The sequence below is a fragment of the Nocardia aurantiaca genome (assembly GCF_009708175.1).
GTDB lineage: Bacteria > Actinomycetota > Actinomycetes > Mycobacteriales > Mycobacteriaceae > Nocardia > Nocardia aurantiaca.
The window spans coordinates 195,214-211,902 of sequence record NZ_WMBB01000010.1 but is presented as its reverse complement, the minus strand read 5'-3'; the positions used below and the strand labels follow the sequence as shown (position 1 = coordinate 211,902).

Below are 16,689 nucleotides of genomic sequence, written 5' to 3'. Positions count from 1 at the left end.
GCGGAACCTCAGACCTTCAGCGACGAGATGGTGGTGGACAGGAAGCCGCCGACGACGCCGGAGGCGGCCGGGATCATCAGGATCTTGGAGCCGGTCGGAATGCTCTGCCGGCTCAGTTGATCGTGTAGCACGATGAAATGCGAAGTGCTGGAGGTATTTCCGTACTTCTCGATCACATTCAGGTCCGGCGGCATGGGGTGACCGAACTCGCGCTCGGCGATGGCGTTCATGAACGGGATGGCCGCGGCGCCGAACTGGTGGTGAATGATGTAGTCGAATCCCTCATCGGCGAAGGTGATCCCGTTCGCCTCCATGAAGTTGCGCTGGGTGTCGGTCCACAGCAGGAATCGCGCCTCGTTGTGCATCTTCCGGTTGTCGGTGTAGAGCGCCACGCCGTTGGTCTTGTCGCTGGGCATGCCCAGACACAGGTGCGAGAACTCCGACGCGGTGGTCAACTCGATGTAGTGGATCTTGTCGTTGTCGTCGACGGCCTCGTCCAGCACCACGGCCGCACCGGAATCGCCGACGGTCAATGAAGCGAATTGCAGATCGTATTTACTGGAGATCTCATTCACGGCCGTTTCCGCAATGGGCGTGATGGCCTCGCCGCTGACCACGATGCCGCGCTTCACCGCACCGCTGCGAATCATCCGGTCGAGAATGTAGACGCCACTCATCATGCCCGCGCAGGCATTCGAGAGATCGAAGGCGATGACATCCTCGCGCGCTCCGATGGCGCGGCCGATGGCCCCGGCGAAGGACGGCTCCATGTACATCCTGGTGCCGTGCTTGCTACGTGTGATGGAGGTGGAGATGATGACGTCGAGATCGCCTGCGGCATAGGATGACCTGGACAGACTGTCCTCGACGGCCTTCATGGCCAGGACGAAGGAGTCCTCGCGGCTCTCCGGCCTGGTATCGCGGAAACGCCGCTCCTTGACCCCCGTGATTCGTTCGAGATCGAACTCGGGGACCTCCTTCAATTGTGAAAGCAATTCTGCTGTGGTGACACGCTTCTCGGGCAGATAAGCGCCGATAGACTCAAATCGAGATTGCGGCACAGGGGAACTCCTGAAACTGGGAGGCTGAAACACGGAAGAGAATGTGAACGTCAAGCTCGGATGAGATGAGGCTACCCGAGGGTAACTAACTCGGGGAACTGAAGCGTTCCGTGTAGCTGTCTCAGACGAAACGTGAACGTGCGCTTAGTGTTACGTGCGGTGCCGTAAAGCTCTCACGCCCAGCCTGTCGGGCTGCAGGCCCGCTGAAGTGGTGGTACGTGGACGTACGGGCGTAGCGGTCACTCAACGGCTATCGCTCGTTATGTGCCATCGGTATGGCCCGAGGGCGACCAAGCACGTGTCTCGCTGTGAGTGAGTTCACCTGACTGCGTCACATCCGTGGGCCTCGGTGGCGTCGATCCGAAAACTGTCTGAGCGACAGCGGATTTCGGCACATCGGGTGCCGAGTCAGGCCTGCGCGGGCAGCCCGAGCACCGCGATCACGAATTCCACGAACAGCGGCGCCAACTCGGGCACCCGGTGCGCCCCCTCGGCCACGATCACCCGGCGGGTGCGTTCGCCGATGGCATCCGGGATGAGTGCGAACAGCGCGTCGGCGATGACCGGCAGGCTCGGATCGGTCTCGCGCGCCTGAGCGTAGAAGGCGCGGTACAGATCCGCGAACCGATCCACCGACAGATCCCGCAGCGCCACCGACTCCTGATCCACCTTGAACGCCTCGACCAGCATCAGACGCGCGAAATCCGGTTCGGCGGCGACGGTTTCGCAGAAGGTGACCACGATGGACTCGATGCGCTCGTGCGCGCCGGCATTGGTGGGCAGCTGCGCCAGCTCGTCGACGATGCGGGTCGCGATGATGTCGGATCCGGTGCGCACCGCCTCCACGAAGCAGTGCTCTTTGTTGCTGAAGTGCTCGTAGAAGGTGGTGCGCGACACCCGGGCGCGCGCCACGATATCGGTGAGCGTGGTGGTGTGGTAGCCCTTGGCCTCGACGCACTCCACCATGGCCTCGAGCAGCCGGCCGCGCTGGGAGGTGAGCACGGCGTCGCGGGCGGCGCGATGTCGTTCGTCGAAATTGGTGCGCCGCAACGTGGTTCCGTGCGGGGCGATAGTCGTCGCTCGAACCTGCCTGTCGCGCATCCCATCCCTCTCTCACTGAACCGCTGTCGCTTCAGATGGTCATTATCGATGAACCGGCCGAACGCGCCCCGTCAGGGATCGAGGTCGGCCGATTCGGTCACGCCCGCTGCAGCCGCAATACCGCGAAGGCGAACGCGCACAGGTCCGGAATGCGCCGCGGCAGTTGCGCGATCTCCCCGCGCTCGATCAGTCGCCGGGTGCGTTCGGCGACGGCGTCGATGATCAACGCCAGCTGCCCGTCGCTCACCTGCGGAACCTCCGACGACTCACTCAGCGCCCGCCGATGGAACTGCCGACACAGCGCGGTGAACATATCCAGCGAGGCATCATGCCGCTCCACCGCCGCCCCGCCCACTTTGAACGCCTCGACCAGCACCAGCCGCGACAGCTGTGGCTCCGCCACGATCACCTCGCAGTACGTGATCAGCGAATTGGTCACCAGCGCCCGCGTATCCGGATGCTCCAGCCCGGCCATCTCCTCGGAGATCCGCGTGTACAGCAGATTCGCCCCCGCCTCCACGGCCGCCACGAAGCACTCTTCTTTGCTGGCGAAGTGCTCGTAGAACGTGCTCCGTGACACCCGCGCCCGCCCCACGATGTCCGTCAGCGTCGTCCCGCTGTACCCCTTGACCTCCACACACTCACTGATTCCCTCCAGCAACCGCCCCCGCTGCGAGATCAGCAGCGCCTCCCGAGTCGCCCGGTGCCGATCGGAGCGCAGCGAAAGGTCACTTCTCCTGCCGATGGACGCCATATGCACATCGTTGCATTAAGACTGCACTCGACGCCATCCGCCCGGGTCCAGGTGTCGCTGCGGGGGCCGCGTCCAGCCAACGACCGGGAGTATCCGGGCAATCGCACCCACCGCGCGCACATGTACGGGCGTCGGCGTCGTTTCTGCTTAGGTGGACGAGAAGAAGGGGTGGTTCGAGCCAGGAGGTAGGCGGACAAGTGGTGACCGGGGAGATCGGGTCCGTACCGGAACAGCCCCTGCTCGGATTGTTCATGCGGTACCGGCGCGAGAGCTTGGGATTGACGCAGGAGGACGTCGCGCGGCGCATGTTCGTGAGCCTCTCCCTCTACCGCAAGCTGGAGAAGGGCGAGCGCCCCATGTCTCCGGAACGACTGGCCGATTGGTCGGTGGCCATGGAGGCACCGGAATGGCTGCTGCGCAAGATGGTCTCGGTGGCGATGCCGAACCTGATGTCGGTTGAGACCGGTGTTTGGCCGCCCGCCCTGCGCGACGAGGACATCGAGCACCTCGAGGCACTGCCGTTCCCGGCCTTCTACCATCGCGTGCCCGAATATGAGGTCCTGGCGGCAAATCAGGCCGCGCGCGAGGCATTTCCCTGGCTGCTGCCCGCCGAAGAGCACGCCGACCAGCCCACCAATGTCATCGTGCAGATGATGACCACCCCGCTCGCGCGTGAGGTGCTGATCAATTGGGAGCTGATCGTGCACCGCCTGATGTTCGTCCTGCGCGTGAACGCGCCGGGCAGCGTCGCCCCGGAACGGCTCGCCCAGATCCTCGACGCCTGCCGGGTCAACCCCGAATTCGAGCGCTTCTGGAACACCGATATCAGCGAAGAGGATTGGAACGACTCCCGGGTGCTGGTCCGGGATCCGGAAACCGGTGGTCAGATGGCGCTGACCATGCGCTCCTACAATGCCTGGCACCCGGACAACTGTCCTTACCAGCTGTTCATGCTCACCCCGCGCGCGTCCAGGTAGGACTCCCCCGAATTCGAACGGCCAGCCGACCCAGACCCGCAGGTCAGCGGCGGTGCCCCAATTCGTGCCGCTTCCCCCGGTTGACCTTCGCCGTCGGCGGACCCGATGCTGGTTCGGCGAGATCAGCTGCTGCCCGATCCGATTCCGCCATTCGGATCGGGCAGTTGCCTGTTCGCGCACTGCATTCCCGTTCCGGCGATGGTGGAGTTCGGAGAGGAATCTCCACCCGTGGCGGACGGGTGTGACTCGGCGGCCGCCCGCCGAAGGGGGGCGGGCGGCGCCGGAGGTTTCTCCTCCGGGGTCTACTTCGGCTCGACGTACTTCGGGAAGACCACCTCCGGCTCCGGGAGCGGGGTGCCCGGATGCAGCGGGGTGGCGATATCCGCGAAGGTGCGGTCGGTGACGCCGAGCAGGTCCAGGATCTTGCCGGCCGAGCCGGGGATGACCGGCTGGACCAGGATCGAGACGATGCGCAGGACCTCCATGGTCACGTAGAGGATGGTGCCCTCGCGGGCGGTGTCCTGCGGCGTGCCGGCCTTGGCGAGGGTCCAGGGAGCCTGCGCCGAGAAGTAGCGGTTCGTCTCACCGAGGGTGAGCCAGAGCTGCTCCAGGCCCACATGGATCTGCTGCTGGTCGAATTCGGCGCGCATCCTCTCCAGCAGGCCGTTGGCGCGCTCCAGCAGGGCCTTGTCGTCCTCGGTGAACTCGCCCGGGGTCGGGACCACGCCGCCGAAGTCGCGGCCCACCATCTTCAGGCAGCGCTGGGCCAGGTTGCCGTACTCGTTGGCCAGATCGGTATTGATGCGGCCGACGATGGCTTCATGGCTGTAGGAGCCGTCCTGGCCGTAGGAGATCTCGCGCAGCAGGAAGAAGCGCAGGGAGTCCAGGCCGTAGGTCTCCACCAGATCCATCGGGTCGACCACATTGCCGACCGACTTCGACATCTTCTCGCCCTTGTTGAACAGGAACCCGTGCACGAAAACGCGCTCGGGCAGCGCGATTCCGGCGCTCATCAGGAAGGCCGGCCAGTACACGGTGTGGAACCGGCTGATGTCCTTGCCGATGATGTGCAGGTTCGCGGGCCAGTACTTCTGGAACGCTTCGGAATCGGTGTGCGGGAAGCCCGCGCCGGTCAGGTAGTTCGTCAGCGCGTCCACCCACACGTACATGACGTGATCGGGGTGTCCCGGCACCGGCACACCCCAGTCGAAGGTGGTGCGGGAGATGGACAGGTCCTTCAGTCCGGCCTTCACATACGAGACGATCTCGTTGCGCCGGGTCGCGGGCGCGATGAATTCCGGATGGGTCTCGTACAGTTCGAGCAGTTTGTCCTGGTACTTGGACAGCCGGAAGAAGTAGTTCGATTCCTCGGTCCACTCCACCGGTGTCTTGGTCTCGGTGGAGATGCGGGTGCCGTCCTCGAGGAGGGTGGTTTCCTCCTCGGTGTAGAACGCCTCGTCGCGCACCGAGTACCAGCCGGCGTAGGTGTCGAGATAGATGTCGTCATTGGCGGCCATCCGCTCCCAGAGCGCGACCGACGCGACCTGGTGGTCGTCGTCGGTGGTCCGGATGAACCGGTCGTAGGAGATGTCGAGGGCCTTGTCCATGCGCTCGAACACGTCCGAGTTGCGCGAGGCGTACTCACGCTCCGGTTCGCCCGCGGCCCTGGCGGCCTGCTGCACCTTCTGGCCGTGCTCGTCGGTGCCGGTCATGTAGAACACATCGAAGCCGTCCAGCCGTTTGAAGCGGGCCAGGGCATCGGACGAGATGTACTCGTAGGCGTGCCCGATGTGCGGTGCGCCGTTCGGGTACGCGATGGCCGTGGTGATGTAAAAGGTGGGGCGATCGGATGCGCTCATGGTGTGTCTACTCTATCTGCGTGCCCGCAGATGCTCGCGTGAATATCCCCTTGTGGGGGCGCTGCCTCCATACCCACGATGGCCGGCAGGACCTTCGTGACCGCGAGGGAGGCACCGTCCATGAGTAGCCGCCGACCTGCGCCCGAGCCGCCCGAGCCGCTGTCGCCGCTCATCGACGCGCACACACACATCGACGCCTGCGGGGCCACCGATCCGGAATCGGTCGCGGCGCTGGTGGATCGGGCCCGCGCGGTGGGCGTGCGCGAGCTGGTGACGGTCGCCGACGATCTCGAGGCCGCGCGCTTCGCGGTCCGCGCCGCGAACTGGGACGACCGCGTGTACGCGGCGGTCGCGCTGCATCCGACCCGCGCCAACCACCTCGACGACGCCGCCAAGGCCGAGCTCGAGCAGTTGGCCGGGGACCCGCGCGTGGTCGCGGTGGGGGAGACCGGGCTGGACTACTACTGGCCCGGCAAGCTGGACGGCTGCGCCGCGATCGAGGATCAGGTCGAGGGTTTCCGCTGGCACATCGACCTGGCCAAGCGGCTGGGCAAGCCGCTCATGATCCACAACCGGGAGGCCGACCACGACCTGCTCGCGGTGCTGCTGGACGAGGGCGCGCCGGAAACCGTGATCTTCCACTGCTTCTCCTCCGACGCGAACATGGCGATGGCCTGCGTGGAGGAGGGCTATGTGCTGAGTTTCTCGGGCACGGTCAGTTTCAAGAACGCGCACGAATTGCGCGAGGCCGCGAAACTCGTTCCGGACGAACAGATCCTGGTGGAGACGGACGCGCCTTTCCTGACCCCGCACCCGTTCCGCGGCGCGCCCAACGAGTCGTACATGCTGCCGTACACGCTGCGGGCACTGGCCGAACTGCGCGAACAGGACCCGGCGCAACTGGCCAAGATCACCACGGCCAACGCGCGGCGCGTCTACGGAATCTGAGCTTTCCCGCCTCTGCGCGACTTCAGCGCCCGGTTGGGCGCCGTCGCCGCTCACGCGCGCGTGCCGGCGGTCGATGCCGAAACGATTTCGGACGTATCCGGCGAGTTGCCCGGACGGTGCGAAATCAGTTGTCGCTATCGGGGGCCGGAGCGGCTTGGCGCTCGACTCGCCAAGTATGTCTCGGCTCACTATGATCTCGCGTGATTGTTATCCACCTGCGGTTCGATATCGGGCCGTGATTTTGGTCATCGCAGTTCCGCCACGAGTGGTTGTCAATCCCTGACCCTCTCGTTATCGTACTGTGACCATGCCGGGATTTCCGATGCACGCTTTGACGAAGATCAACTCGTCGCGTTCCCCGATGCTGTACGGGGCCATCGCGGCGATGCTCGTCACGCTCATCGTCGGCGCGGGTATGGCGATCATGAGCAAGAAGCAGGTGACCTTCGTCGTCGACGGCAAGAAGTTCGCCGAATCCACCATGCGCGGCGACGTGCGCGGCGCGCTCCAGGACGCCGGGTACGCGATCACCAGCCGCGATGACGTATCCCCTTCCGCCGGAGCGCATATCGGCGACGGGGCGACCATCACGCTGAACCGGGCCCGCGAGGTCGCGCTCATCATCGACGGCACCCCGTCCAAGGCGTGGACAACCGCCCTCACCGTGGGCGAGGCCATCGTCAAGCTGAACCTGCCCGGCGATGTCTTCACCTCGCCCGCGCGCCCGACCCCACTGCCCCTCGAGGGCGCGCAGCTGCTCATCACCAATCCGCGCACGGTCGAACTCAGCGACAACGGCGCGCCGGCCTCGCTGGTCCGCCTGGCCGCCCCGACCGTCGGGCAGCTGCTCGAGGCGCAGGGCCGTCCGCTGATCAATCAGGACTTCGTGGAACCGGCCGCGGGCACCCCGCTCACCGAGGGCATGAAGATCACCGTCACGCGCAAGATCGTCGAGAACCGCACCGAGCGGGTGCCGCTGGATCCGCCGGAGAACATCATCGAGGATCAGACGCTCAATATGAGCCGCACGATCGTCGAGAACCCGGGTGTGCCCGGCACGCAGGACGTGACTTTCGCGGTCTCCATCGTGAATGGCAAAGAGGCGGGCAAGGATCCGATCAAGTCCACCGTGATCGTGCCCGCCCAGCCCAAGACCGTGCGCAAGGGCGCCAAGCCCGGCACCGAGGTCCCGGACGTGCGCGACGGCGCGACCTGGGACGCCCTGGCGAAATGCGAATCCGGCGGCAACTGGGCCATCAACACCGGCAACGGCTATTTCGGCGGCATCCAGTTCGACCAGGGCACCTGGGAGCGGCAGGGCGGCACCCGCTACGCCCCGCGCGCGGACCTCGCGACCCGCGAGGAACAGATCGCCATCGCCGAAGTGACGCGCGCCCGTCAGGGTTGGGGCGCGTGGCCGGCCTGCACCTCGCGGCTCGGAATCGGCTAGCGGGGCTGCCGCTGGCTACATCAGCGCGCCGCCGTCGACGCGAAGTTCGGTGCCGGTCATGTAGCGGCCTTCATCGGAGGCGGCCATGGCGACCACGCCCGCGATGTCCTCGGGCTTGCCGAGCGCGCCGCCCTCGATCCAGCCGGGGAGGCGGGCCATGAGGCTCCAGTCGGCATCGGCCGGGAGTTCCAGGCCGGAGGTGATGCCGCTGTTGATGCCGCCCGGGACGATATTGACCGCGCGCAGGCCCTTTTTCACATACTCCAGGGCAATGGAGTGGGTCAGCGCGTTGACGCCCGCCTTGGAGGCGGAGTACGCGGCCATGTAGGGGTTGGAGCCGAAGGCGGAGGTGGAGGAGAAGTTCACGATCACGCCGTGGCCGGACTCGATGAGCGCGGGCAGACTGGCCTGGATCATGAGGAAGGTGCCGGTCAGGTTGACCGAGATGACCTTGTTCCACGCTTCCAGCGGCATCTCATGGGTGTGCGCGGCGCGCAGAATGCCCGCGGCGTTCACCAGAACGTCCAGTCCGCCGAGGAATTCGAGCGCCTCGGCGGTGACCGTGCGGACCGCCTCTGGATCGGAGATGTCGAGGGTGAGGGTGCGCAGGCGTTCGCGCTGATCGGCGGGGGCGGCGTCGACGGTGGCGGCCAGCCCGGCCGCGTTCACGTCGGCGGCGACCAGCTGCGCCCCCTCGTCGAGCAGTCGCAGGGCAACGCCCTGACCGATGCCCGATCCCGCTCCGGTGACAAGTACTCGACGGCCTTCGTATCTGCGCGACATGGCGCGAAATTAGAACAAGTTTCAGGGCGCGTCAATGGGTTGTGTTTCCGCTTCTAAGTAGCTAATTGCCAGAATGTTCTCATACTGGTCTTCCGTCCAGGTCGAATAGACTCCTTCCCCGGATGTGAATGGTGAGTGGGTCGGAACCCGATGGAGGATTCATGCGGTCAATGGCTTGGCGGACGCGGATTTTCACTGCGGCCGTAGCGTCGGCGGGAGCATTGCTCGTCTTGCCGGGAAGCCCGGCCGCCGCCGATCCGGCGGGCGCCACCATCGACACCACCGCACTGCCGGACGGCTTCCGGGGCCTGTCGAACGGCACCATCATCGACTACTGGACCACCCGCTCCAACGGTGAACCGGTGAAAGCCAGTGGCGCGCTGTTCGTTCCGTCCGGCCCCGCGCCCGCGGGCGGCTGGCCGATCATGGCGTATGACCACGGCACCTCCGGCATGGGACCGGGCTGCGGCGGGCAGACCGATACCAGCCGCATGTCGCGGCCGAAGGAAGACCAGGTCATCCAATATTTCGTGAACAAGGGCTTCGCCGTGGTCGCGCCCGACTACCTCGGCCTGGGCCGCTTCGACACCCGCCCGCACCCGTACTTGGAGATCAGCACCGAGGCCGGGTCCACCGTCGACCTGATCAGGGCGGCCCGCGCCAGCGATCCGGCGCTGTCGCGCACCTGGGCGGTGACCGGCTTCTCGCAGGGCGGTCAGGCGGCGCTCGGCACCGCGCACCTGCAGTCCGCGCTCGTTCCCGACCTCGACTTCCGCGGGACCATCACCGTCGACCCGGAATCCGATCTGGAGATGATCACGCCCTTCGTCGGTCCCTGGGTGCCGGAGATCCCGGGCCAGGCCGGGACCGCCGTCAACGGCTTCGTGGTCAGCATGCTGGCCGGGCTGCGGGACACCCACCCGGAAATCGACGTCGACAGCTATCTCACTCCGCGCGGCAGGCAGGCCGTGGACGCGTCGCAGAGCCTGTGCTTCGCCGACATCATGAAGGTGGTCGACGGGATGGGCATCGGCGACATGCTGTCGCGGCCACTGAACACGCCGGCGTTCCAGGCGGCCATGAGCGAGTACATGACCGTGCCGGTCAATGGCTACGACGCGCCGATCCTCTTGCTGGTCAACACGAATGACACCACCGTGCCGTCCCCGCTGCACGCCGCGCTGGCCGCGCAGTTCGCCGCCAATGGCGTGAACTTCCAGACCGTGGTCGGCACCGGCACCCACACCCAGTTGAGCCCGCAGATGTGGGATGCCATCGGCGCCTTCACCGATCGGATCCTGGCCACGCCCACCGTGGCGTGACAGCGGTCGCGGCCACGCGAGCCGCATGGGGCCCGGGGTGAAAACCCCGGGCCCCCAATCAGAATGCCGAGACTTACTGCGGGAACCAGCTGAAGTCGGGTTCGCAGGTCACGTCCTGCTCCGGCCGGACACCGGTGGCCAGGTAGGTGTTCACGATGTCGTTCACGCATGGGCTCAGGTCCGGGCGGAACGCGCCGTGAATCCTGGCGTCCGCCAGCGTGACCAGGCGTGACTCGGGCAGATCCGCGTGCAGCGCAAGCCCTTCCGAATAGGCGGTGCGGGTGTCGTGGACATTGGCCACGATCAAGACCGGCGCCGCATTGCGGACCTCGGTGGGCGGCTCGACCGGATCCGGCCAGAAGGCGCAGGCGGTGATGTTGTTGGCGAACGCGCCGAACACCGGCTGCGTCGGCCGCGCGGCCTCCACATTGCGGTAGTACCAGGCGGGATCGCGCGGTGCGGCCTTGTCGCCGCACATGATGGCGGCCATGCTCGCGGCGTCCAGCGGCACCACGGCGACGATCTTGGCCTTCAACGCGTCCATGTCGATGGGCCCGCCCGCCACGCCGCTCGCGACCATGGTGAGCACCTCGGCGAGGTTGGTGTTCAGCCGCGGGTTCGGCAGCAGCGCGAGCAGCATCATGGGAATGGTGTGCTCGTCGACCAGATAGCCGCTGCCGTAGATCTCCTTGCCCGCGGACCGCCGGATGAGATCCTCGACCCAGGCGCGCACCTGCTCCGGGGTGGTGCCGAAGTGATATTGGTCATCATGGCGGGCCGCCCATTTCGCCCAGTCGTCGAGGGCGTACTCGTTGATCGCGCCCATGTCCTGGTAGAGCCCGACGTAGTAGCGGTCCGGGTCGACGGCGCTGTCGAAGACCATGCGGTCGACGCGATCGCCGAACATCTGCGTGTAGACCGCGCCCAGGTAGGTGCCGTAGGACGCACCGAAGTAGTCGAGTTTCTCCGCACCGAGAACGCCCCGGATGACATCCATGTCACGCGCGGTATTGCGGGTGGTGATGTAGCGGACCTTGCCCGGGTCGGTGGCCACGCAGGCGGTGGCCAGCGCCGCGGCCACGCCGGTGTCGCGGGCGTAGCCGAAGATGTCGAATCCGGCCGAGAACAGCATGGTCGGCACGGGAATCGTGCAGTTGACCGCGTCGGAGCGGCCGACGCCGCGCGGGTCCATGCCGATCAGGTCGTACTGCGCGCGCACGTCCGGGGTCATGGCCTTCTGGGTGCTGACCGGCATGGCCAGGCCCGCGCCGCCCGGTCCGCCCGGATTGGTCAGCAGAATGCCGCGGCGGCGGTCCGGGTCGGTGGCGGTGATGCGGGAGATGGCGACCGTCAGCGTGCGGCCCCCCAGATCGTCGTAGTCGAGGGGGACGGTCACACCGGCGCACTGTGCGCCGGCCGCGTCGAGAGCCGCGTGATTGCACGGCTTCCAGTCCAGCGCCTGGTGGTAGAAGCGGTTCAGCCCCGAGGTCGCGTCCGCGTTCGCCGGTCCGGCGGGCAGCGCGACGGCCGCGGTCAGCAGCGTCGCTCCCAGGACGAGCCGTCGAATCCGCCGAGCGGGCATGCACTCTCCTTCACGGTGATTGTTCCCCAGTGGCGACGCTACTCGGATGCCTCGTGAAAAACCCTGCGAGATGGCGTAATTGATCCGCCGCGCGCGGCCGCCGCGCCCGTGTCCGAGCATCGGCAAGCTCTTGGCGAACTATATCGCTGGACCGTGGCGATCGGGCTCGACGCGGTACCGACGCCGCGAAAGCGGACGGGGTCATGTGGTTCTTCCTGTCCACGGGCTACGCGGTGGTCGCGCCCGACCGTGTGGGACTCGGCCTCTTCGCCGCCCCGGCCGTGCCCCGAACGCCCCGACCACGTCGTGAACGAAAAGCCGCCTGACCGGGTGCGGGTCGATTCACGCAGCTTGATAGGTTTTCCAGAATGTCCGAAACCGAAATCGCCGGTCGTGGAAAAGCCGCCCTGCTGGGCCCCGCCGAAGTGCGTGAGCTGGCCGAGCGATTCGGCATCCGCCCGACCAAGCAGCTCGGGCAGAACTTCGTGCACGACGCCAACACCATGCGCCGCATCGTCGCCACCGCGGGTGTGGGCCGCGCGGACACCGTGCTCGAGGTCGGTCCCGGCCTGGGCTCGCTGACCCTGGCGCTGCTGGACGTGGTCGACCGGGTCATCGCCGTCGAGATCGACCCGACCCTCGCGACCCATCTGCCGGAGACGGTCGCCGCCCGCGCCCCCGAGCTCGCCGGTCGGCTCACGGTCGTCCCCATGGACGCCATGAAGGTCACCCACGCCGACCTGCCCGCCGAACCGACCGCGCTGGTGGCCAACCTCCCCTACAACGTGGCGGTCCCGGTCCTGCTGCACCTGCTGGCCGAATTCCCCAGCATCCGAACCACTCTCGTCATGGTCCAGCTGGAAGTGGCCGACCGTCTCTCCGCGACGCCGGGCGGCCGGATCTACGGCGTCCCCAGCGTCAAAGCCGGCTTCTACGGCACCGTCCGCCGCGCCGGAACCGTTGGGCGGCAGATCTTCTGGCCCGTCCCACAGGTCGAGTCGGGCCTGGTCCGTATCGACCGCTTCGCCGACGCCCCCTGGCCCCAGGACGAAGCCTTCCGCCGTCGCGTCTACGACGTGATCGACGCCGCCTTCGCTCAACGCCGCAAAACCCTCCGCGCCGCGCTCTCCGGCTGGGCCGGTTCCGCCGCCGAAGCCGAAAAGCGCCTCACCGCAGCCGGAATCGCGCCCACCGCCCGCGGCGAAACCCTCGATACCGCCGCCTACGTCCGCCTCGCCCAGCAGAGCTGATCCGAGGAAGACGAACGCGTATCGGCGTGTCCGGACGCACGGGATCGGTAAGACGACGCTGGTCGGGCAACTGTGCGCCCGCCGGAGTGACCACACACCAGCCCGCCGACGCCGCATTCTGGTTGACCATGGCGGGCCTTCCGGCCATCGGGCTTGCCACAACATTGCTGTACTCACGAACCGGTCTGCGGGTGGGAAGCGCGGCGGGGAAGGCCGAGCTGATTCGCCGGTCGTCGGCGGCGTTGGCATCGCGGCGACGGTGTCCCCGGCGGGCACGATGTCTGGTCGGTTGCCGGGAGGTTCTGTATGGGAGCAGAATCGAGCGGGTGGGTGCGGGGCGTCAGCTCCGCTCCGAGATTGCTCAAACGATCGCTGACACCATGGGGTGATCTTGATGCGAACGGACGGGGACAGCTGGGACATCGTGACGAGCGTGGGCCTGACCGCCTTGGGCGTGGCTACGTTTCGCGCGCTCGAGACGATCGATCCCGAGCCGATGATCCACGACGAGTACGCGACGTGGTTCGTCGAGGCGGCGGGTGAACCGCACTTCATGCAAATGCTGCACGACCCGGAGTCCGTGGGCAAGGTCAGACGGTTCGGGCGGTTGATGGGTGTTCGGACGAGGTTCTTCGATGAGTTCTTCGCCGCGGCGTGGCAGCGGGGTGTGCGGCAGGCGGTGATCCTGGCATCCGGTCTGGATGCGCGGGCGTACCGGCTGGATTGGCCCGCGGGCATGGTCGTCTTCGAGATCGATCAGCCCCGGGTGCTGGAGTTCAAGGACCGGGTTCTCGCCGAGCACGGTGCCGTGGCCAAGGCCGATCGGCGCGTGCTGGCGGTCGATCTGCGCGAGTATTGGCCCGATGCGCTCACCGCGGCGGGATTCGATCCGGGGCGGCCGGCGGCATGGTCGGCCGAGGGGCTGTTGCCGTTCCTGCCCGGTCCGTCGCACGACGCATTGTTCGAACGCATCGACGCCCTGTCCGCGCCCGGCAGCAGCGTGGCCACCGACGACTTCGGCCGCGGCGTGGACCCGCACCGCTTCGCCGATACGGAGGAAAGGTTCTTCGGCAGCAACCCCTTCGGCAACCTGGACGTGAGCGACCTGTGGTACGACGACGCCCGCGCCGAGCCGGGCGACTGGCTGTCACGCCACGGCTGGTCGGTCCACCGCACCACCCCTGTCGACCTCGCCGCCACCTACGGCCACCCGATCACCGATGTACCCGCCGAACTGCTCGACCTTATGCGGCAGGCGCACTACGTGAGCGCCGAAAAGCGCCGGTGAACCCGCACGACCCGTCACCGAACAGCACCTGCTCGCCAATTCCGTTGCCGCAGTGCGCGAGTCTGCCGGTCGATCAGGCCGGGCGCATCATGACGATGCACGCTCCTGCGGCATACCGCGCTGACTGAACCGGGCGAGTGCGGGGGTGTGACGGCCGGAACCTGGTCCGGTACAGAACGTCTGCCACCGCCGAGTCGAGCGCGTTCAGTCGGCCGTCCAGGGCCGTAGTTTCTCCGGATTCCGGATCACCCAGATGCGCGTGACCCGGCCGTCGGCGATATCGAAGGCGTAGACCGAGATGATGGTGCCGTCGAGCTGTGCTACCAGGCCCGGCTGGCCGTTCACCGTGCGTTCCAGCAGTTTTACCGCGGGGCCTCGGGCGGCGATTTCCATCCAGGCGTGGGCGATCTGCTCGCCGCCGTTGATCGGGTCGCGGAAGGCCAGTGCCAGGCCGCCGCCGTCGGCCGTCGCGGTCGCTTGCGGATCGAGCAGGCCGATCAGGGCCTCGATATTTCTTGTCTCCCAGGCTTGTTTGAAATCCCGGACCACCTCGGCGCGCTCGGCGCTCGATGGGCCCCGTGAGGTGTCGATGCGGCGGCGGGCGCTGGAGGCAAGCTGGCGGCAGGCTGCGGGGGTGCGGCCGACGATGTCGGCGACCTCGGCGAAGGAGTAGCGGAAGACGTCGTGCAACACGAACGCCACCCGCTCGGCCGGGGTCATGGAATCCAGCACGACCAGGAAGGCCATGCTGATCGACTCGTCGAGGGTGACCCGGTCGGCGGGATCGACGGGACCGTCGAGCCATTCGGGACCGCCGGGTACCGGCTCCGGAATCCATTCGCCCACATACCGTTCCCGCCTGGCGCGCGCCGAGCCCAGCACATCGAGGCAGATTCGGCTGGCGACCGTCGTCAACCATGCGCCGGGCGCCGCCACCTCGCGTCGTTGCCGCTCGGACAGCGCGTACCAGCGCGCGTAGGTCTCCTGCACCACATCCTCGGCCTCGGCCAGTGAGCCGAGCAGCCGGTAGGCGAGGTTGATCAGCTGGCGGCGTTCACTGATCACCGCGGGCAGGTGCGGGTCGGTCATGGTCGGCTCCTCCGGTCTGTGCGTGGCTCACCGAAATCGACGAATCAGCGACCCGATTTGTGAGGCGGCCTGACATTCCGGACGGCTGCGTCGTCGGAAGGTCATGACCCGTTCAGCAAAGCAGGAGTTCCGGAAATGACCAGAATCGGCATCATCCTCGGCAGCACCCGGCCCAACCGCAACGGCTCGCAGGTCGCCCAGTGGGTTCTGGACACGGCATCGCAGCGCGGCGACGCCGAGTTCGAACTGATCGACCTGCGCGACCACCCGCTACCACATCTGGACGAGCCCGCGCCGCCGCTGTTCGGCCCCTCGCCCCATGAACACACCCGCGCCTGGGGCGAGCGGATCGCCCCGTTCGACGGCTTCGTCATCGTGACGCCGGAATACAACGGCGGCGTCCCCGGAGTACTGAAGAACGCCCTCGACCACCTGTTGGCGGAGTGGACCGACAAGGCGATCGGATTCGTCTCCTACGGCGCGAACGGCGGCGCCCGCGCCGTGGTGCAACTGCGGACGGTCTGCGCCACGCTCGGCATGGCCGACGTCGGCTATCAGGTCTCGATCTCGCTGCTCACCGATTTCGAGAACCACACCACCTTCACACCGCGCGACCACCATGTCGCCGCCTTGGACAAAACGCTGAATCAGCTCATCGCCTGGAGCAACGCGCTCGCACCGCTGCGCGCCGCCGTACCGGTCGCCTGAACACATCTATCCGAAAGATATCTACCCATGGGTAATGCAATGACTTCGAACGAAGCCGCTATCAGGCAGCACATCGAGAACTTGATCGAAGGAATCCGAGCGAAGGACCTCGAGAGCCTCGGACAGCTCTACGCAACCGATGTGGTGTCCTTCGATGTCGAGCCGCCGCTACAGCATGTCGGCGTCGAGGCGAAATTGGCGAACTGGGCGAAGGTATTCACGTTCTTCCGGGACGTGACCTATGAGCTGCGCGACCTGACTCTCACCGTGGGCGAGGACGTGGCATTCGGGCACGGCTTCGGTCGCCTGAGCGGCACCCTGCACAACGGAACGGAGACCGGCGGAATGTGGGTCCGCGCCACGTTCTGTTATCGGAGGCTCGACGGGCGCTGGGTGATTACGCACGACCAGGCTTCGGTGCCCTTCGATGTTTCCAGCGGAAAGGCAGTGCCAGATCTCGAACCCTGAGCGGGAGCATTGTCGAGACCCCTGACGCATTGCTCGACGACATTGCGTC

General features: G+C 66.7%; 15 protein-coding genes. 8 read left to right on the top strand and 7 right to left on the bottom strand.

Annotation, left to right across the window (positions count from 1 at the left end):
* Positions 1 to 8: 8 nt before the first annotated feature.
* The 3 genes from GLP40_RS22290 to GLP40_RS22280 all read right to left on the bottom strand — a co-directional run bounded on the left by GLP40_RS22290 (position 9) and on the right by GLP40_RS22280 (position 2,916).
* Positions 9 to 1,061 (bottom strand): 3-oxoacyl-ACP synthase III family protein, encoded by a 1,053-nt coding sequence (locus tag GLP40_RS22290; RefSeq protein WP_328290519.1) that lies wholly within the window; start codon positions 1,059 to 1,061, stop codon positions 9 to 11.
* A 408-nt stretch (positions 1,062 to 1,469) separates the two neighbouring features.
* Complete coding sequence (locus tag GLP40_RS22285; RefSeq protein WP_154789911.1) at positions 1,470 to 2,162, bottom strand: TetR/AcrR family transcriptional regulator; 693 nt, start codon at positions 2,160 to 2,162, stop codon at positions 1,470 to 1,472.
* Between the two features lie 97 nt (positions 2,163 to 2,259).
* Positions 2,260 to 2,916, bottom strand: a complete 657-nt coding sequence (locus GLP40_RS22280; protein WP_154789910.1) for a TetR/AcrR family transcriptional regulator — start codon at positions 2,914 to 2,916, stop codon at positions 2,260 to 2,262.
* A gap of 200 nt (positions 2,917 to 3,116) precedes the next feature.
* Here GLP40_RS22280 and GLP40_RS22275 point away from each other — a divergent pair, with 200 nt between their 5' ends.
* The gene (locus GLP40_RS22275) at positions 3,117 to 3,893 is read left to right on the top strand and encodes an MmyB family transcriptional regulator (RefSeq protein ID WP_154789909.1); all 777 of its coding nucleotides are present in this window, start codon (positions 3,117 to 3,119) and stop codon (positions 3,891 to 3,893) included.
* Between the two features lie 302 nt (positions 3,894 to 4,195).
* On the opposite strand, the gene metG is transcribed toward GLP40_RS22275, so the two are convergent.
* Positions 4,196 to 5,752 (bottom strand): methionine--tRNA ligase, encoded by a 1,557-nt coding sequence (metG, locus tag GLP40_RS22270; protein ID WP_154789908.1) that lies wholly within the window; start codon positions 5,750 to 5,752, stop codon positions 4,196 to 4,198.
* 120 nt (positions 5,753 to 5,872) lie between these two features.
* Between metG and GLP40_RS22265 the strand changes: the two genes are divergently transcribed.
* Both GLP40_RS22265 and GLP40_RS22260 read left to right on the top strand, forming a co-directional pair.
* Positions 5,873 to 6,700 (top strand): TatD family hydrolase, encoded by an 828-nt coding sequence (locus GLP40_RS22265; RefSeq protein ID WP_154789907.1) that lies wholly within the window; start codon positions 5,873 to 5,875, stop codon positions 6,698 to 6,700.
* Between the two features lie 322 nt (positions 6,701 to 7,022).
* The gene (locus GLP40_RS22260) at positions 7,023 to 8,150 is read left to right on the top strand and encodes a resuscitation-promoting factor (RefSeq protein WP_154789906.1); all 1,128 of its coding nucleotides are present in this window, start codon (positions 7,023 to 7,025) and stop codon (positions 8,148 to 8,150) included.
* Between the two features lie 15 nt (positions 8,151 to 8,165).
* Here GLP40_RS22260 and GLP40_RS22255 read toward each other — a convergent pair whose 3' ends face one another.
* Positions 8,166 to 8,933 (bottom strand): SDR family NAD(P)-dependent oxidoreductase, encoded by a 768-nt coding sequence (locus tag GLP40_RS22255; RefSeq protein ID WP_154789905.1) that lies wholly within the window; start codon positions 8,931 to 8,933, stop codon positions 8,166 to 8,168.
* A gap of 161 nt (positions 8,934 to 9,094) precedes the next feature.
* On the opposite strand from GLP40_RS22255, the gene GLP40_RS22250 reads away from it, so the two are divergent.
* The gene (locus GLP40_RS22250; RefSeq protein WP_154789904.1) at positions 9,095 to 10,255 is read left to right on the top strand and encodes an alpha/beta fold hydrolase; all 1,161 of its coding nucleotides are present in this window, start codon (positions 9,095 to 9,097) and stop codon (positions 10,253 to 10,255) included.
* A 73-nt stretch (positions 10,256 to 10,328) separates the two neighbouring features.
* On the opposite strand, the gene GLP40_RS22245 is transcribed toward GLP40_RS22250, so the two are convergent.
* A complete protein-coding gene (locus GLP40_RS22245; protein WP_154789903.1) occupies positions 10,329 to 11,837 on the bottom strand; it encodes an alpha/beta fold hydrolase in 1,509 nt (502 codons plus the stop codon).
* A gap of 368 nt (positions 11,838 to 12,205) precedes the next feature.
* Between GLP40_RS22245 and rsmA the strand changes: the two genes are divergently transcribed.
* Both rsmA and GLP40_RS22235 read left to right on the top strand, forming a co-directional pair.
* Entirely contained in the window at positions 12,206 to 13,087 is an 882-nt protein-coding gene (gene rsmA, locus GLP40_RS22240; RefSeq protein ID WP_154789902.1) for a 16S rRNA (adenine(1518)-N(6)/adenine(1519)-N(6))-dimethyltransferase RsmA, read from the top strand.
* Positions 13,088 to 13,481: 394 nt separating this feature from the next.
* Positions 13,482 to 14,375 carry a class I SAM-dependent methyltransferase gene (locus GLP40_RS22235; RefSeq protein ID WP_154789901.1) on the top strand — a complete coding sequence of 298 codons (894 nt, stop codon included), beginning with the start codon at positions 13,482 to 13,484 and terminating at the stop codon, positions 14,373 to 14,375.
* Between the two features lie 204 nt (positions 14,376 to 14,579).
* On the opposite strand, the gene sigJ is transcribed toward GLP40_RS22235, so the two are convergent.
* Positions 14,580 to 15,464 (bottom strand): RNA polymerase sigma factor SigJ, encoded by an 885-nt coding sequence (sigJ, locus tag GLP40_RS22230; RefSeq protein WP_154789900.1) that lies wholly within the window; start codon positions 15,462 to 15,464, stop codon positions 14,580 to 14,582.
* A gap of 135 nt (positions 15,465 to 15,599) precedes the next feature.
* Here sigJ and GLP40_RS22225 point away from each other — a divergent pair, with 135 nt between their 5' ends.
* Positions 15,600 to 16,172, top strand: coding sequence for an NADPH-dependent FMN reductase (locus GLP40_RS22225; RefSeq protein ID WP_154789899.1), 573 nt, complete (start codon positions 15,600 to 15,602; stop codon positions 16,170 to 16,172).
* Between the two features lie 39 nt (positions 16,173 to 16,211).
* Positions 16,212 to 16,640 carry a YybH family protein gene (locus tag GLP40_RS22220; protein WP_230329807.1) on the top strand — a complete coding sequence of 143 codons (429 nt, stop codon included), beginning with the start codon at positions 16,212 to 16,214 and terminating at the stop codon, positions 16,638 to 16,640.
* The last annotated feature ends 49 nt before the right edge of the window (positions 16,641 to 16,689 follow it).

Excerpts from the sequence above, each read along its gene's own strand:
- GLP40_RS22235 (WP_154789901.1), top strand. The coding sequence starts at position 13,482 with ATGCGAACGGACGGGGACAGCTGGGACATCGTGACGAGCGTGGGCCTG.
- GLP40_RS22220 (WP_230329807.1), top strand. The coding sequence starts at position 16,212 with ATGACTTCGAACGAAGCCGCTATCAGGCAGCACATCGAGAACTTGATC.
- sigJ (WP_154789900.1), bottom strand. The coding sequence starts at position 15,464 with ATGACCGACCCGCACCTGCCCGCGGTGATCAGTGAACGCCGCCAGCTG.
- GLP40_RS22250 (WP_154789904.1), top strand. The coding sequence starts at position 9,095 with ATGCGGTCAATGGCTTGGCGGACGCGGATTTTCACTGCGGCCGTAGCG.
- metG (WP_154789908.1), bottom strand. The coding sequence starts at position 5,752 with ATGAGCGCATCCGATCGCCCCACCTTTTACATCACCACGGCCATCGCG.
- GLP40_RS22255 (WP_154789905.1), bottom strand. The coding sequence starts at position 8,933 with ATGTCGCGCAGATACGAAGGCCGTCGAGTACTTGTCACCGGAGCGGGA.
- GLP40_RS22260 (WP_154789906.1), top strand. The coding sequence starts at position 7,023 with ATGCACGCTTTGACGAAGATCAACTCGTCGCGTTCCCCGATGCTGTAC.
- GLP40_RS22280 (WP_154789910.1), bottom strand. The coding sequence starts at position 2,916 with ATGGCGTCCATCGGCAGGAGAAGTGACCTTTCGCTGCGCTCCGATCGG.
- GLP40_RS22225 (WP_154789899.1), top strand. The coding sequence starts at position 15,600 with ATGACCAGAATCGGCATCATCCTCGGCAGCACCCGGCCCAACCGCAAC.
- rsmA (WP_154789902.1), top strand. The coding sequence starts at position 12,206 with ATGTCCGAAACCGAAATCGCCGGTCGTGGAAAAGCCGCCCTGCTGGGC.
- GLP40_RS22245 (WP_154789903.1), bottom strand. The coding sequence starts at position 11,837 with ATGCCCGCTCGGCGGATTCGACGGCTCGTCCTGGGAGCGACGCTGCTG.
- GLP40_RS22265 (WP_154789907.1), top strand. The coding sequence starts at position 5,873 with ATGAGTAGCCGCCGACCTGCGCCCGAGCCGCCCGAGCCGCTGTCGCCG.
- GLP40_RS22285 (WP_154789911.1), bottom strand. The coding sequence starts at position 2,162 with ATGCGCGACAGGCAGGTTCGAGCGACGACTATCGCCCCGCACGGAACC.